General features: G+C 36.9%; 7 protein-coding genes and 3 tRNA genes. 6 read left to right on the forward strand and 4 right to left on the reverse strand.

Annotated elements, in window-relative coordinates; genetic code table 11:
- Nucleotides 1-158 precede the first annotated feature (158 nt).
- The 4 genes from KRODI_RS12715 (at nt 159) to KRODI_RS12730 (ending at nt 8,296) form a co-directional block, all read left to right on the forward strand.
- Nucleotides 159-247: transfer RNA gene (locus KRODI_RS12715), tRNA-Ser, on the forward strand.
- 71 nt (nt 248-318) lie between these two features.
- Nucleotides 319-393 (forward strand) — tRNA-Pro (locus KRODI_RS12720).
- 14 nt (nt 394-407) lie between these two features.
- Nucleotides 408-481, forward strand: a tRNA-Arg gene (locus KRODI_RS12725).
- Between the two features lie 327 nt (nt 482-808).
- A complete protein-coding gene (locus KRODI_RS12730; RefSeq protein ID WP_013752018.1) occupies nt 809-8,296 on the forward strand; it encodes a T9SS type B sorting domain-containing protein in 7,488 nt (2,495 codons plus the stop codon).
- Between the two features lie 355 nt (nt 8,297-8,651).
- Here KRODI_RS12730 and KRODI_RS12735 read toward each other — a convergent pair whose 3' ends face one another.
- From KRODI_RS12735 to tsaE, 3 genes are all read right to left on the reverse strand, one after another.
- Nucleotides 8,652-9,158 (reverse strand): hypothetical protein, encoded by a 507-nt coding sequence (locus KRODI_RS12735; RefSeq protein WP_049783452.1) that lies wholly within the window; start codon nt 9,156-9,158, stop codon nt 8,652-8,654.
- A 25-nt stretch (nt 9,159-9,183) separates the two neighbouring features.
- The gene (locus KRODI_RS15775) at nt 9,184-9,312 is read right to left on the reverse strand and encodes a hypothetical protein (RefSeq protein ID WP_013752020.1); all 129 of its coding nucleotides are present in this window, start codon (nt 9,310-9,312) and stop codon (nt 9,184-9,186) included.
- A 267-nt stretch (nt 9,313-9,579) separates the two neighbouring features.
- Nucleotides 9,580-9,981: a tRNA (adenosine(37)-N6)-threonylcarbamoyltransferase complex ATPase subunit type 1 TsaE gene (gene tsaE / locus KRODI_RS12740; protein ID WP_315897941.1), complete on the reverse strand. Its 402-nt coding sequence runs from the start codon at nt 9,979-9,981 to the stop codon at nt 9,580-9,582.
- A gap of 753 nt (nt 9,982-10,734) precedes the next feature.
- Here tsaE and KRODI_RS12750 point away from each other — a divergent pair.
- Nucleotides 10,735-12,576: a helix-turn-helix domain-containing protein gene (locus KRODI_RS12750; protein ID WP_013752023.1), complete on the forward strand. Its 1,842-nt coding sequence runs from the start codon at nt 10,735-10,737 to the stop codon at nt 12,574-12,576.
- 277 nt (nt 12,577-12,853) lie between these two features.
- Complete coding sequence (locus tag KRODI_RS12755; RefSeq protein ID WP_013752024.1) at nt 12,854-14,695, forward strand: helix-turn-helix domain-containing protein; 1,842 nt, start codon at nt 12,854-12,856, stop codon at nt 14,693-14,695.
- 98 nt (nt 14,696-14,793) lie between these two features.
- Here the strand turns inward: KRODI_RS12755 and KRODI_RS12760 are convergent, their stop codons facing one another.
- A complete protein-coding gene (locus KRODI_RS12760; RefSeq protein ID WP_013752025.1) occupies nt 14,794-16,341 on the reverse strand; it encodes a bifunctional response regulator/alkaline phosphatase family protein in 1,548 nt (515 codons plus the stop codon).
- Nucleotides 16,342-16,393: the final 52 nt, after the last annotated feature.

Here is a 16,393-nt window from a genome sequence, read left to right on the forward strand (position 1 = left end):
TAATTAGAGGTGAGTATCTGATTTTTAAATGAATAGATTACTGACATATATGACCTTTAATTTTTTTTGAATTAAAGTTGAAATTATTCTTGTTTTCTTCTATTTGTTGATGTAGATTTGCATCCGCTTACAACAAGCAAGTTCATTATTTTATTAAAGGAGAGGTGCCTGAGTGGCCGAAAGGAGCGGTTTGCTAAATCGTCGTAGGTGGAAACACTTACCCAGGGTTCGAATCCCTGTCTCTCCGCAAGTCATAACAAAACAGATGAGTAATCATCTGTTTTGTTATTTAAAGATTTATACACTTAGTGTATATTTCGGGGTATAGCGTAGCCCGGTTATCGCGCCTCGTTTGGGACGAGGAGGTCGCAAGTTCGAATCTTGCTACCCCGACTTATTGTTGATTAGGGCTCTTAGCTCAGCTGGATAGAGCACCTCCCTTCTAAGGAGGCGGTCGCAGGTTCGAATCCTGCAGGGCTCACATCACTTTAAAAACCACATTCTTTTTAGAATGTGGTTTTTTTTTTGCTCCTCTAAATTAAATAACCTAATTATAACAATATGACATACAATCACTTATTTGTAGCTCCATATTTTTATATATTCGAACTTTGCAATCAATAACTTAGATAATTCCAATATTCTCAGTAATAGTTTGGGTGCATTTATTAAAGGTTATGGATTTTATTGTTTGAGCTGTTCTATATAGTAGGACAGTAAATATTAATTATAAACTGAAGGTGTTGAAGAATTTGCTTAGCGTAATTTACCAAGTGTTTTTCTGCTTTTTGATTTTAAGGATTTATTGATGAAAAAATTTTTACTTGGTATTATTTTATCGTTTTCTAGTTACGGCGGACTATTAGGACAAAGCATAGCTGTCAATAATCCAATCTTTCCCGAATCTTCATTCACTGCAGAAGAGCTCATTCAAAATGTATTAATAAGTGGCTCTTCTTGTGCTGATGTATCGCTAACTAATTTTCAAGAAAATCCTAGTGGCGTTAGTAATCCTAATCAAAAAAGTTGGGGTTACTTCAATGCAAATGGATCTAATTTTCCTTTTCAAGACGGAATAATTCTTACTTCTGGATTTGCAAGTTTGGCTGAAGGACCTAATGATGATGTAGGTGGTAACAGTGGTGGAAGTTGGAATGGGGATACTGATCTTCAAACAATTTTAGATAATTTGTACGGGACTTTTGTGCCTACAAATGATGCAACTGTTTTTGAGTTTACATTTTCTTCAAATATTGATACTGTTGATTTTGAATTTATTTTTGCGTCTGAAGAGTATGAGAACGAATTTGAGTGTGATGACGTATTTAGAGATGGTTTTGCATTTTTAGTAAAAGGTCCAGGAATCCCTGATGATTCTGGTACTGCTTTTGGAGGTACTAATATTGCAGCAATCCAAGGCTCATCAAACGTTGCTGTAAGCACAGCAACAATACATTTAGATCCCACCCAAGATGCTGTTAACGGGTTTTTATGTGGTACAGAAGACTTAGGTGTAAACTATTTTCCAGAATTATATGTAAGTAATTCAAATGATAATCTTAACGATTTGCCTACTCAATTTGACGGATTAACTACGGTACTAACCACAACAACCGTTACAATTGTACCTAATGAGACATACACACTTAAAATGGTTATAGCAGATCGTTCTGATAGCGGTTTCGACTCTGCTGTCTTTTTACGTGGAGGTAGTTTAAGTTTAGGGGTAGATATTGGAGCAGACCAAGTAGGTATTAACTTTAATGCTGCTTGTCAAGGAGAAACAGTAACCCTGGATGCTACTAATAATACAACTGCATCAACAATATTTGAGTGGCAACAACTGAATACTATGACCAATATGTTTGAGCCCTTTGTGCCAGCTCAAGTTAATGGGACCCTTGATGTAACAAGTGATGGTCAATATAGAGTATTAGTCGATACTGGCACTGGTTGTTTAGGTGAGGATACAGTAACAATAGAGTTCGCATCTGCTACTTATAATGATCCAATGGATATTATGGTTTGTGATGATTCATCTGGTGATGGGATTGAAATATTCAACTTAGAAGATCAAATTCCTGCTATAACGTCAGGACAAACAGATGTCTTTGTAACATTTCATAGCTCACAAGTTGATGCGGAAATGGATATTAATGATATTGCTAATCCAGAGGTTTATAGCAACACAGCACCATCTGAAGAAATTTTTGTCCGTATAGAGACCACTCTGAGTGAAAGCTGTTTTGATGTTGGCTCATTTATAATATCTGTAAGTGATCAAACCGTGGCCAATGATCCTGGTCCGTTTTTAGTTTGTGATGATGCTACAGATGGAGATGATACTAATGGAATTACTGTTTTTGATTTATCTAGTATAACGGATGCTATTTTAGGAACCCAAGATCCTGCGTTATTTAATGTTAGTTATCACAGTGGAGGTGTAGATGCTAATAATAATGACAACCCTTTGCCGCTCGCTTATACTAATTCCAATGCAGGTGGAGAAACTATAGTTGTCCGTGTAGAAAATAGTAGTGACGTAAATTGCTTTGCAACAAGAAATATTTCTCTTGTTGTAGGTGAACTCCCAATGATAACCACACCAGTAACCTTACGTCAGTGTGATGATGATACAAATGGTATTACGACTTTAAACTTAACACAGTCACAGAGTGAATTAAGTACAAACTCAGCTAATGAGACTTTTACATACGTAGACGCTTCTGGCGCACCTATAACTGATCCAACGGCTTATGTAAATAGTGCTTCTCCTTTTACAGAGGCTATTGCTGTAACAGTTACAAATCTAGATGGATGTTCACGAGAAGGCGTTATTAATGTGATTGTGAGTGCTTCTCAAATTTCAGATGGAACGCTCTTTGCAGATGAGATTGAGTGTGATACTGATGGTGATGGTATCGCTGTATTTGATTTCTCTGCTGCTACCACCGCGATAATGACATCGTTCTCACCACAGGTAGTATCTGTTGCTTATTATGAAACAGAACAAGAGGCTTTATCTGAGATTAATCCTATTACGGATATTGCTGCTTATAGCAACAACCCACTATTTACAAGTGCTAGCGGTGTTCAAGACATTTGGGTTCGTGTAGAGGCAGCTACAGATAGTGGATGTGTAGGTCTTGGAGAGCATGTGAGACTCACCGTCACCCCCAACCCAACATTCCTACCAAGCATCAGTAGTATTGAAACCTGTTCTGCTGTAGCCAATGCTGCTACTTTTGATTTGACGCAGAATATAACGGAGATTACTGGTGGAGATACAGATCTAGAAGTTACTTTTTATGAGAGCATTGCAGCTTACACGGCTACACCTCCAGTAGCGATTGCAAGTCCTGCCTCTTTTTCAAATAGTAGTAACCCGCAGACTATTTTCTATAGTCTAAGAAGTACAAGCAGCACGTGTACGACGTTTGATACAGCAATGAACTTTGAGATTATTGTGAATCAGAATCCTGTGGCAATTACGCCATCAGAGCTTCAAGTGTGTGATGATGATGGCGTAGTAGATGGATTTACCACGGTTGATCTTTCTCAAAAAGATGCCGAAATCACTAGTGGTTTTAATGCAAATCTCACGGTAACCTATCACTTGGACGCTGCTGGCGCTACTACTGGCGATGCAAGTATTCCAGATAGCACGATGTTTACCACCACGAGCAATCCTCAGATTGTAGGGGTACGTGTGACTAATAATATAACAGGTTGTTTTTCAACGACGAGTATGAGCATTCGAAGCTTCCCAGTGCCTGTGGCTGTCACTCCAGCGGATTATGAGGCTTGTGATGATGATAATGATGGTGTATTTGACTTTTTTGTACTTTCTTCTAGAGATGCCGAAATCACTGGTGGTGACCCTAGTTTAAATGTTGCCTACTACCTTACCCAGGCAGATGCAGATAATGCGCCTGTAGGTCAAGAGCTGGACGCAGCAATGTATATCAACAACGATCCTTTTGAGCAAATCATTTTTGCTCGTGTATTTAATGCGATAGGTTGTTATGACACAACACCACTTACCTTGAGAGTGCTTAACACTCCAATGCCTAATGAAAATGCAACTCCTTTTACGCTTTGTGATGATAATAGCGACGGACTACAGATTTTTGATTTAAGCACGCAAGTGGTAAATATTTTAGGAGGTCTAGACCCTGCAACCCACAGTGTAGTATGGTTTTCTTCTCTCGCTTCCGCGGAAGCTGGAACTCCTGCCATCGCAGCTCCTACCGCTTACACCAGCAACACGGCAACCGTTTTTGCAGTGGTGACAGATACGGCGCAACCAACGACCACAGCTACTTTTTGTAGTAACATAGCGACCCTTTCTCTTGTTGTAAATCCGCTTCCTACACCAATACAACCTGCCGAATATGAGCTTTGTGATGATTTAGCCAGTGGTAGTGATACCGATGAGTTTGCGAGTTTTGACCTACGTAGCCGTGATGATGAAATTACTGGTGGTAATGATGACTGGGCAGTGAGCTATCACCTTACCCAAGGCGATGCCGATGCAGGTGCACCAGCGCTTCCAGATGTATATCAAAATACCGTAATGGCCAACCAAACTATTTTTGCTAGAGTAGAAAATATAGTAACTAGCTGTTTTGAAACCACCACGCTTACTTTAGTGGTAAACCCACTACCATCACCTACTACTATTGCAGCGGTAGAAGAATGTGATACCATGGCAAACGATGGAGATGTAGATAATGATGGAGATGCCATATTTGACCTAACAGGCCAAGTAACTACAGATATTATCAATGGAGAGACGTTTATGTCACTCACTTTTCATGAGACACTCGCTTCCGCGGAACTAGGCAGTCCATCGATAGCAACACCAGCGGCTTATGAGACTGTATCTAGAACAATATATGTACGAGCAACCGATACGGACCCAGCAACAGCAACCCAGTGTTACCGTGTTATCGAACTAGTACTTACCGTACAACCAGCACCTGTACTTCCTACAGTAATCCCAGATTTAACCTCTTGTGATGATAATGAAGATGGACAAGCGCTTTTTGATCTTACTCAAAATGATGCAATTGTTCTAGGAACACAAACTACTGCTGATGTTACTTTAACGTATCATGAAACGCTGGCTAGCGCAGAAGCGATGGTAGGAAGCGCAAGTGACATGCCAGTTGCCGATCCGCTGAATTACTTAGCAAGTGCGCCAACCACGCCAATCTGGGTGCGTCTAGAAAATACAACTACAGGATGTACGGTCGTTGGCACTTTCAATCTAAACATAGCGATGATTCCAGTAATCACACCTCCTGGAGTTTTTGAGCAGTGCGATAGCGCAGGAGCACTGGTAGGCAACGATACTGATGGGATTACAAGTTTTGATTTAACGAGCCTTGATACTTTAATTACTGGAGGAGACACCACTTTAAGTGTTAGCTATTATGAATCGCAAGCCGACTTAGATGCTGGGGCAACCAATGCGATTTCTACTCCAACAGCCTATGTAAATACAGGCATGAGTCCGCAGACCATTTTCATTTTAGTTACTAGTAATCAGGCAGGAATGTGTGGTGCTCAAACTACGGTAGACCTTCAGGTGAATCCACTGCCAGTCATTGGAGAGCCATTACCAGCGGCAGTAGCTTGTGATGAAGATAATGATGGCTTTGGAGCATTTGACCTGCAGCAATATAATGACGACTTACTAGCAACAGTAACGAATGTAGCCTTACGTTTTTATGAAACACTAGATAATGCAACGGCAGATACAGGAGCAGGTCAAATAGATATTACGCTTCCTTATAATAACATTTCAGGAATGACTTCGCTGTATGTCGTTGCACAAGATACGGATGCTACCACAGCCACAAGTTGTACGAAGATCTATGAGTTTGAACTTATTGTGTTCCCTATTCCTGAACTTCCTACAACATTAGCAACTCTTGCTGCTTGTGATGATAACAATGATTTAATGGAAATCATTGACCTTACCCAAAATGAGTCAGCGATTATAGGAACGCAAGATCCAGCAACCCTTGTTATTACCTACCATAATACACAAGTAGATGCCGATTTGGGAATCAATCCAATTGTAAACCCTACCGCTTATACAGCAACACAGATAATACCACTAGAAACTATCTGGGTACGCTTACAAGTAAGTGATGGCTCTCCAAATATATGTGCTGCCATTGGTTCTTTTCAGATATCGGTAGAGACACCACCTACGGCAAATCCGAATGGTGATGAGCTAGACCTGATGATTTGTGATGATGATATAGACACCTTTACCGTATTTGACTTGAGCGTAAACCAAGCCGGTCTCACTGGTGGTGATCCGCTGCTTACGGTAACGTATTATGAGAGTCTTGCAGCTTTGAATGCAGGAACTCCTATTACAGATCCTTCGGCGTACACAAATACATTAAATCCTCAGACCATCCAGGCAGTAGTATCAAGCCCAGCAGGATGTAGTGATGGAACGACCTTTAATATTGAAGTGTTACCACTGCCAACGCCGAATACCAACCCAGATGCGCTAGAAGTGTGTGATACGACTACAGATATTGATACTGATGGTGACGGAGTGATTGATGCAGGTTCAGGTTCGGCAACAGATGGTTTTGAAGTCTTTGATTTAACACCTGCTATCGCACAGATTGCTGGAGCAGAACCTGTGAATATAACAGTGTATACAGAGCTCGCTTTCGCGGAAGCGAACCCAGAAGACACCACGCTAGCCATTGCAGATGTGACTGCGTTTATCAATACCGTGACTGGCAACCAAACATTATACGCAAGAGTGGAACGTGATGTGCCAGGAAACAGCGACTTAGATAGCGACGGAAATCTATGTTTTGTAGTAGTTCCTTTTGAAGTGGTGGTAAACCCGCTACCGATCTTGGCAGCAGCTGGACCTGTAGATTATACCTTCTGTGAAGAATTTGATGGTGATGACGCGATGGGAAGTGTCGATTTAACAACCCTCGCAGATTTGGCTGGATTACTTGCTGCGCCGCAGGTAACCAGTGATTTTATTATCACTTACCATGAACTAGAGGTGCAAGCGGCAGCAAATGCAGCAGCGCTTAGCTCGCCATACACGGTGGCAGATAATCAGGAATTATTTGTACGTATAGAAAATGCGACCACAGGATGCGTGAGTTTTACCAGCATCATCTTTACGGTAGAGTCACGCCCAGAGGTATTTCCAGCATTTAATATCGTGCAATGTGCAGACGATTTTGGAGTAAATATCGCACCAGAGCAGAGTACGGCAACTTTTGATCTTACTCAGCAAAACGCTGTCATCACTGGAAACGTAGCCGCAACTTCCGTAAGTTATTATACTAGCCTTGCAGATGCGCAGGCGATGACAAATGCGATTGCTACTCCTAGTGCTTTTGAAAACACCATAAATCCGCAGGTGATTTATGCTAGAGCGGTAAACACTGCAAGTAGCTGTGAGAGTAGCACGATAGAGAGTTTTGAGATATTTGTACAACCGTTGCCATACACCAATTTAACTAATGAAGGCGGACAGATTTGTGTAGATGAAATTACAGGCGAAGCGCTTAATCCGTTTATCATTGATGGTACGGTGGAGAGTCCGCAGATTGGGGTTACTTATAGTTATGTTTGGACACGTGACGGCGCATTAGTATCGCTAAACCCTGAGGTAACTATTGATGCTGCAGGGACGTATCAAGTGATGATTACCGCTACTTATGGAGATGGCACGAGCTGTGATTATGTAGCAGAAGCGGTGTATAGCGCAGAGAGCGCACCCGTTTTTGAAGCCGTCGTTGTAGAATCTTCCTTTAACAATAGCGGATTATACACGGTAGAAGTAATTAATGTTACAGGAGCAGATGTCGCTTCAGCATATGAGTTTGCGATAGATGATGGGCCGTTCCAGAGTAGTACTACTTTTACAGGAGTAACACCGGGGACACACACTGTTTTTGGAAGACTGGCGAGTGGTAACTGTAGCGTATCAGAAGTAGAGATAGGGATAATTGATTACCCAAGATTCTTCACGCCAAATGCAGATGGTTTCCATGATACATGGAATATCATAGGACTGGGAGTAGCACCAAACTTAAACGCAAAGATCTTCATCTTTGATAGATACGGAAAACTATTAAAGCAAATCAGTCCAGTAGGTGCTGGATGGGACGGTACTTTTAATGGACAGCCTATGCCATCAAACGATTACTGGTTCCGCGTAGAGTTTACAGAAGTAGACGAGCTAGGAACACAGAGAACCGTAAACGGACACTTTACGTTGAAACGATAAGCAAAGCATACATTGATTACAAAAAGCCCTCAGTATGTGTTACTGGGGGTTTTTTTATGTCTTGATATTTAGGATAGAAATAGTCAGTTATCTGCTAAGCAATCTTAATGTTTAAACAAGCTTTAGCAATTTATAATGCATGGATAACCTTTAATTACCCGCGTGAGGGATAGCAGTGGTTACCCTGCAGTGTTGTGGAGCGATAGCGACATAGCACGAAGCGTAAAAACGTATAGCCCGGTCACTAAACTTCAAGAATGAAATGAATGAAGGATAGGGGCACGCCCTCAGGGAAAGAAAGTGTGCTATAAAAGTATATAATTGCCTCTGTAGCGTATAACTATAGTGTTATTGATTAATCCTCCAGCTCGTCATCTACTTCATCATCACCTACTTCGGGAATATTAAGTGGAGAGTCTGCGGGGATTTTTACAATTTTTCCATTCCAGCGAACACGCTTGAACTCTTGATCTAGATCTACGCCGTATAAGCGATCAAAGATTTTGGTTCTTATGGCGTAAGTTATAGCTGCGACAATAGCAATTATAGGAATTATATAAGTGATTTCATTTGTATCGTTAAATTCTAAATCTTGATTAAGTGAAATATAAATCTGAATTACATACATACTGATAGGTACAATGATGGAGTGATACCACCAATGCTTACAAGTAAAGAACCAAAGAAGTAGAAGGAAAAGCGGTACAATTTTGCCAAATAATACCCAAGCTAAAGTGTAAATGCTCTCGTAATAGTAACTATTTATAGTACCAAATAAAGAGGATTCCCAAGATTTAACATCTGGGAATCCTTGATATACATAAAAAAGTATTGGCGATAGCACTATAAATAATGCAATCATTGTGCTTGATGATAGAATTTTTATTCTATCCAGCTTTTGGTACTTTGATTTTGCTCCTGTCGATTGCTTGTGATTCATTATCTGTTATTGCTGTGTACGATAACGCTGTTGCACCAGCGATCACTAGTGCTAAAAATAAAGCTTTAATTTTCATAATTTAGAGTGTTTTGAGTAATGATTTGTTGTTGCAAACATCACTCTAATCTCTCAAAATATTGCTAATTAATTTTTTATGTATATTCGCGCCCGTTTTGAAAAAAAAGGCACCCAGTATTATATGTGTACGGTTTAAGGGGTTATCTATTAAATTCTTTAATTTCGTTTAAAGGTTTTAACCTTTGTTTTTTGCCTTTGTTAAAAAAACCCTAAAGAGAAAATTCTTACAATTATAAATAATCGCTTTAACTTTTTTTTAACATATCTAATGTAATCTCAACTGTCTTTTATCTGCACTTATTGTGGTAATCGTAATTTTTTGTGCATTTAATGGTAAAAAGGAGGTGATTTTTTCTGGCCATTCAATAAAAACCCAATCTCCTTGAGTTAAATATTCTTCAAAACCGAGATCCAAAGCCTCTTCTTCTTTTTCTAGCCTATAAAAGTCAAAATGGTATAACACTTCGTTATTATCAGAAATATATTCGTTAACAATTGAAAAGGTAGGGCTACTTGCAGTCTCTTGTACGCCTAATTCTTTTGCAAGCGATTTTACAAGTGTAGTCTTTCCTGCTCCCATTTCTCCATAAAAGAGAAGGATATTACTTTTTGAAGAAGAGATTATTGTTTTTGCAATATGCTCAATTTCAGACAAATTATAAATCATCTGCATTAGTAGGGTATTTAAGGGTGTTGCGAAGATAAGAAAATCTTAAAGTTTTAAGATTTTAAATTATAAAAGTAGATTTTATATGCCTTTAAACGATAATTTCTCGCTTTTCTAGGGATATATACTTAAATATATAATTATTGGAGTGGTGTCCTTAATTCAAAAAGACAGAAAGAAAAATAATATAAATAGAGTGGTTGTGGTAAGAGGTGTGTAGGTGTAAAATAAAAATCGATGTCAACCTATAAATAGGTTTGAAGAATGTATTGAAAATATATTCTCCCTAATTACTAGTTAAAGTGCAAACCCCTAAAATGTAATTTCAAACTAGTTGTTAAACACCGATTTTAATTCTTCTTACTTGTAAGACTATAATTTGTGTTTGATGAAACACTAAATGATGTAAGTCCGTTTTTTGATTGATGAACATATAGTTATTTTGTAACTAACTATATTGATGATTAGGAGTGTAAAAGTCAGCTATACTTAAGAGGATATCAAGAGTTGTGTAGGAACATTCATAAATTTTCGCTTTAAATTTATGATTTTTCCCATATTTATGAATCTTCCCTTTAATTCTTCGTTTTTTAACGGTGCCTATCATAAAATTGAGGAATTTAGTAGTCATGAGATTTAATAATAGGGATATAAACTTTAACTTGCAGCCCGCTTAAATTAGCCTAAAACCATTTTTAATATATAGAGGAGTAAGATTTTTCTTATAAAATAGTGCTCCCAATCGTTTCGTTAATGATTATAAAGTCCCCTTTATTTATAGTAATCTTTATGTGCTCTTTTTTCTCTATAAGTGCACAAGAGCTTCCATATCTATCAGATATTACTGTACCTGATTCTATAGCTGTAAAAAGTTACCCTGTATTAAGAACTGAATTTTTTGCTCTTTTTAATGAATGTAAAACTTCGGTTGATTCATTGGCACTTGAATTAAAAGGAAAGGAGCTTGTAAGACGGGCTACATTAAGTAGAAACAAGTCCGATGTCGCTAAATTCTATTTGACTTTAGAAAATGTAAGAGATGGTGATTATGATATACTTGAATATATACTTGAGTATACAAGAACTAATGAGTTAGATGATTCCTATGAAGAAGGGTTGTTGCAAAAAGCTATTGCTCTTTACTATGATCAGCGAATTAAAGAGGCTTTAGCAGTAGCAGAAGAAGCGTATAGATTTTCTGAAAAAACTCAAAATATATCTAATAAATGGGTTTTAAAAAGTCTTATTGGTAATCTACAAGTTGATTATGGTAATGTTTCTATTGGATTGCAACATTTAAAAGAGGTAGAGTCTATTTATATAACAGGAGAGGTTCAAACAATACACCCTTACAATACAGATAGCTATAATAAAGATGTGCTGGCATCTATTCGATATTCAATTGCAAAGACATATTTTGAAATTGATAGTCTTGATGAGGCAGATGATTATATTGAAAAAGTTAGGATATATGCTGAATCAGTAGGAAATAAAGATCATTTAGATTATTACCTTGGTTTAAAAGCAGGAATACTAATCAAACAAAAGAGATATTTAGAAGGGTTAGATGTAACCAATCAATATATTTCTAATGATCTGAAAAAAAGTAATCAGGAGTTGTCTCATTCTTATGCCATGCAGGGTATTGCCTATGAAGGGTTGAATTTAGACGAAAAAGCAACTACTTCTTTCCTTACCGCTGATAGCCTTTTCGTAGCTGCAGGATCAGATTATTATTTTGATGAACTCAAGCAAACATTTAATTATTTACTTAATCATTATAAGAAAGAAGCAAACACAAAAAAGCAAATAGAATACCTAAATAAAATGATTGCCTACGAGGAATCAGTAGGCAGTATGAAGGAATATGTGAGCAACGGTGTATCGACTATGTATACAATCCCAGAGCTTATAGTTGAGAAAGAACTTTTAATACGTAAGCTAGAAAAGGAAAAGTCAACAAGTCATGCTGGTGTTATTCTATTCTTAATTTTGAGTTGCATAGGTGTCATCGTAGCGATATTTCAGTACAGAAAAAAACTTATCTATAAAAAGAGGTTTAATAAGCTCAGAGTAACACTCGAGAAGCGCATTGAAAATGAGATGTCATCTCCTATAAAACCTACTAGTGCGAATGAGACAACTATAAATAATTCTACACCTCAATTAAAGTCTCAACAAACAGATAAAATTAAAGCTGGTCTAAAAACTTTTGAGGACACATTAATGTTTACAGAAGAAAATATTACGCTTAAGCGTTTAGCTCTCCAAGTAGGTACTAATACAGCATATCTGTCTAAGTATATTAATGACAAGAAATCAGAGAATTTCTCTGTTTATATTAATGACTTGCGTATAAATCATGTACTTAAATTGCTTTATAGTTCTGAAAAAATAAGAACGTACACAGTGAGTGCTCTAGCAAGAGAAGTTGGTTTTTCTAATTCTAAATCTTTTTCAAATCACTTTAAACGCATCACTGGGCTCTCGGTGACTTATTTCATAAAAAATCTTGAGGATATTAAAGCGGCACCTACAAAAGAAAAGGGTGATAATGTGATTGATTTTTTAGAGCGAATTAATAAAACGGGGTAAGCAGTTTTACACTTCAGTTATATGTCCTGTCCTTCAATAACAATACACTAAATTCTCCTTTTAAATCTATGGTTGTTTCCATATTTATGAATCTTCCCTTTAATTTTTAGTTTTTTAAGGGTGCCAATCATAAAATTGAGGAATTTAGTAGTTATGAGATTTAATTATAGGGATACAACTATTAACTTGCAGCCCTCTTAATTATGCCTGAAACCATTATTAATATATATAGGAGTAAGATTTTTCTTAAAAAATAGTGCTCTCAATCGTTTAGTTAATGACTATAAGAACCCCTTTATTTATAATATTTTTTCTGTGCTCTTTGCTCTCCATAAGTGCACAAGAACTTCCGTATCTCTCTGAAATTGCTGTACCAGATTCTATAGCTGTAAAAAGTTACCCCGTATTAAGAACTGAATTTTTTGCTCTTTTTGAAGAAGATATGACATCAGTTGATTCATTGGTGCTAGAATTAAAAGGGAAAGAGCTTATAAAACGAGCAGCACGAAGTGAGAATAAATCTGATGTTGTTAAATTTTATCTTGTTTTAGCTGAATTAAGAAATAATGATTTTGATTTATTTGATTACATATTAAATTTTACTGAAGAAAATAATTTGCTCGTTTTGTATGAAACAGCTCTGTTGAGTAAGGCAATATCATATTATTATAATGATCAAATCGATATGTCTTTACAGTTAGCAGAAGAGGCGTATAAATATTCTGAAGAATCCGGAAATTTATCTAACAAATGGACTCTAAAGAATTTTATTGGGGTATTACAGATAAATTATGGAAATGTAAGTCGCGGTATTTCAAATTTAAAGGAAGTAGAGTCTATTTACACAACTGGAAAAGTTAAGAATATTCACATCTACAATAGTGATTCTCAGAACAAGAATATTCTTGCTTCCGTTAGATATTCTATTGCATCTTCTTACTTTGATATAGATAGTCTAGATGCTGCAAGCGATTACATAGAAAAAGTGAAGATTTATGCTGATATTGATAATGATAAAGAGTATCAGAACACTTACTTAGGGCTTAAAGGGGCTATTTTAATTAAACAAAAAAAATACCTAGAAGGGTTAGATGTAGCCAATCAATATATTTCTAATGACTATGAAAAAGGAGATGATGAGTTGTCTCATTCTTTTGCCATGCAAGGAATAGCCTACGAGGGATTAGATTTAACAGAAAAGGCGACTACTTCATTTATAATTTCAGATAGTCTTTTTGTAGCAGCAGGATCTGATTATTATTTTGATGAGCTCAAGCATACATTTGATTATTTACTTAATCATTATAAGAATGAAGGAAACACAGATAAGCAAATAGAATACCTAAATAAAATGATTGCCTATGAGGAATCATTAGGTAGTATTAAAGAGTCAGTGAGTAACGGTGTCGTGTCTATGTATACTATCCCTGAGCTTACAGCTGAGAAGGAACTTTTAATACATAAGCTAGAAAAGGAAAAGTCAACAAGTAATGCTGGTGTTATTCTATTCTTAATCTTGAGTTGTATAGGAGTCATCGTAGCGATATTTCAATATAGAAAAAGGCTTATTTATAAAAAGAGGTTTGATAATCTCAAAGCGGCAATTGAAAAGCGCATTAAAAATGAGGTGTCATCTCCTATAAATACTACTAGCACGACTGAGACAACTATTAAAAGTTCTCCGCCACAATTAAAGTCTACACAAACAGATAAAATTAAAGCTGGTCTCAAAACTTTTGAGGACACATTAATGTTTACAGAGGAAAATATCACGCTTAAGAGTCTAGCTCTCCAGGTAGGTACTAATTCAACATATCTATCTAAGTATATTAATGATGACAAATCAGAGAATTTCTCTGTTTATATTAATGACCTGCGTATTAATCATATACTCAAACTACTCTATAGTTCTGAGAAAATAAGAACGTACACAGTGAGTGCTCTAGCAAAAGAGGTTGGTTTTTCTAATCCAAAATCTTTTTCTAATCACTTTAAGCGTATTACTGGGCTTTCGGTGACTTATTTCATAAAAAATCTTGAGAATATTAAAGCGGCTCCTGCGAAAGAAAAGGGTGATAATGTAATTGATTTTTTAGAGCGAATTAATAAAACGGGTTAAGCAGCTCTTTTAGTTTATATACAAACATAAAAAAACCACAGCTTGTATTGCTGTGGTTTTTTTGTTTGTGGTCACGCTTTCGCGAAAGCGTAACATTTCTATTTAGGTTCAAGCACGACAAAAGGAATCACCATTTCTTCAAGGCTTACGCCACCATGCTGGTATGTATTTCTATAATAACTTACGTAGTGATTAAAATTATTAGGATACGCAAAGAATAGATCTCCCTTTGCAAATATGAATGAGCTACTCATATTAATAGTAGGTAGGTGTATCGTGCGAGGATCTTCGGCAGCGAGTACGTCTTTATTTTCATACGTCAGACTTCTTCCTGTTTTATAACGCAGGTTGAGACTTGTATTCTTATCACCAATAACTTTAGATGGATTTTTGACATTAATAGTGCCATGATCTGTAGTAAGTATAAGCTTCATGCCTAGCTCTTGCGCTTGCTGTATCATCGTGAGTAACGGTGAATTTTTAAACCAACTCTCTGTAAGTGATCTGTAAGCCTTGTCATTACTAGCGAGTTCTTTAATTACTTCCATTTCTGTCTTAGAGTGAGAAAGCATATCTACAAAATTGTAAACGACTACCGTAAGGTCATTATTTTTCTGAGATTTAAAATTATCGGCAAGTTTTTTACCGTTTTTTAAGTTGGTGATTTTGTGATATTCCCAGCTTAGGTCAAGACGTAGTCTTTTAAGTTGTGCCTCAAGAAAATCTGCTTCGTGCATATTTTTTCCTCCCTCATCTGTATCATCAAGCCATAAGTCTGGATGCTTCTTTTTCATCTCTTCTGGCATGAGTCCAGAAAATATAGCATTACGAGCATACTGAGTTGCAGTAGGCAAGATGCTGTAATAAGGTTCTTCTTGTACTTTTTTATAATGCGCATTAAGGTGAGGCTCAAAAGCCTTCCATTGATCATAGCGCATGTTATCTATGACAATGAATAGGGTAGGACTACCTTTTTTAAGGTGTGGTTGTACCTTGTCTTTAAATAATGTGTGAGACATCGTAGGTCCCTCATAGCCGTTAAACCAGTCTGGGTAATTTTTATCAATAAATTTACAAAACTGATTATTTGCTTCAGATTTTTGAGATTCTAATATTTCAAACATTCCAGTATCTTCTATCCCCTCAAGCTCCATCTCCCAGTAAATAAGCTTTTGGTACAGCTCAGACCATTCTTCAAAACTATTTACCATAGATAAATCCATAGCAATCTTGCGGAATTCTTGCTGATATGAAGAAGTAGTTTTCTGACTTATTAATCTACTATGATCAAGATTTTTCTTTAAACTCAGTAATATCTGGTTAGGATTTACTGGTTTAATGAGATAGTCTACTATTTTAGAGCCTATCGCTTCCTCCATAATATACTCTTCCTCACTTTTAGTGATCATGACAACAGGAACATTTTCCCGTTTATTTTTGATTTCGCTCAGAGTTTCTAGACCTGAGAGACCTGGCATATTTTCATCAAGAAAAATGATGTCAAAGTTTTGCTCATCTATCATTTCTACAGCTTCGGCACCATTATCACAAGTAGTTACGCTGTAATTCTTCTTTTCAAGAAATAAAATATGTGGCTTAAGTAAGTCAATTTCGTCATCTACCCAAAGTATTTGTATGTTGCTCATATAATTAGTTAAGTATGTTAGTTTTTAAGAGGCTCCTTGTTTGCAAGGCGAA

It is taken from the genome of Dokdonia sp. 4H-3-7-5, from assembly GCF_000212355.1.
Taxonomy (GTDB): Bacteria; Bacteroidota; Bacteroidia; order Flavobacteriales; family Flavobacteriaceae; genus Dokdonia.

Bases quoted from the DNA above. Each gene is read 5' to 3' on its own strand.
- tsaE (WP_315897941.1), bottom strand. From the start codon at position 9,981: ATGATTTATAATTTGTCTGAAATTGAGCATATTGCAAAAACAATAATC.
- KRODI_RS12755 (WP_013752024.1), top strand. From the start codon at position 12,854: ATGACTATAAGAACCCCTTTATTTATAATATTTTTTCTGTGCTCTTTG.
- KRODI_RS12750 (WP_013752023.1), top strand. From the start codon at position 10,735: ATGATTATAAAGTCCCCTTTATTTATAGTAATCTTTATGTGCTCTTTT.
- KRODI_RS12730 (WP_013752018.1), top strand. From the start codon at position 809: ATGAAAAAATTTTTACTTGGTATTATTTTATCGTTTTCTAGTTACGGC.
- KRODI_RS12760 (WP_013752025.1), bottom strand. From the start codon at position 16,341: ATGAGCAACATACAAATACTTTGGGTAGATGACGAAATTGACTTACTT.
- KRODI_RS12735 (WP_049783452.1), bottom strand. From the start codon at position 9,158: ATGATTGCATTATTTATAGTGCTATCGCCAATACTTTTTTATGTATAT.
- KRODI_RS15775 (WP_013752020.1), bottom strand. From the start codon at position 9,312: ATGAAAATTAAAGCTTTATTTTTAGCACTAGTGATCGCTGGTGCAACA.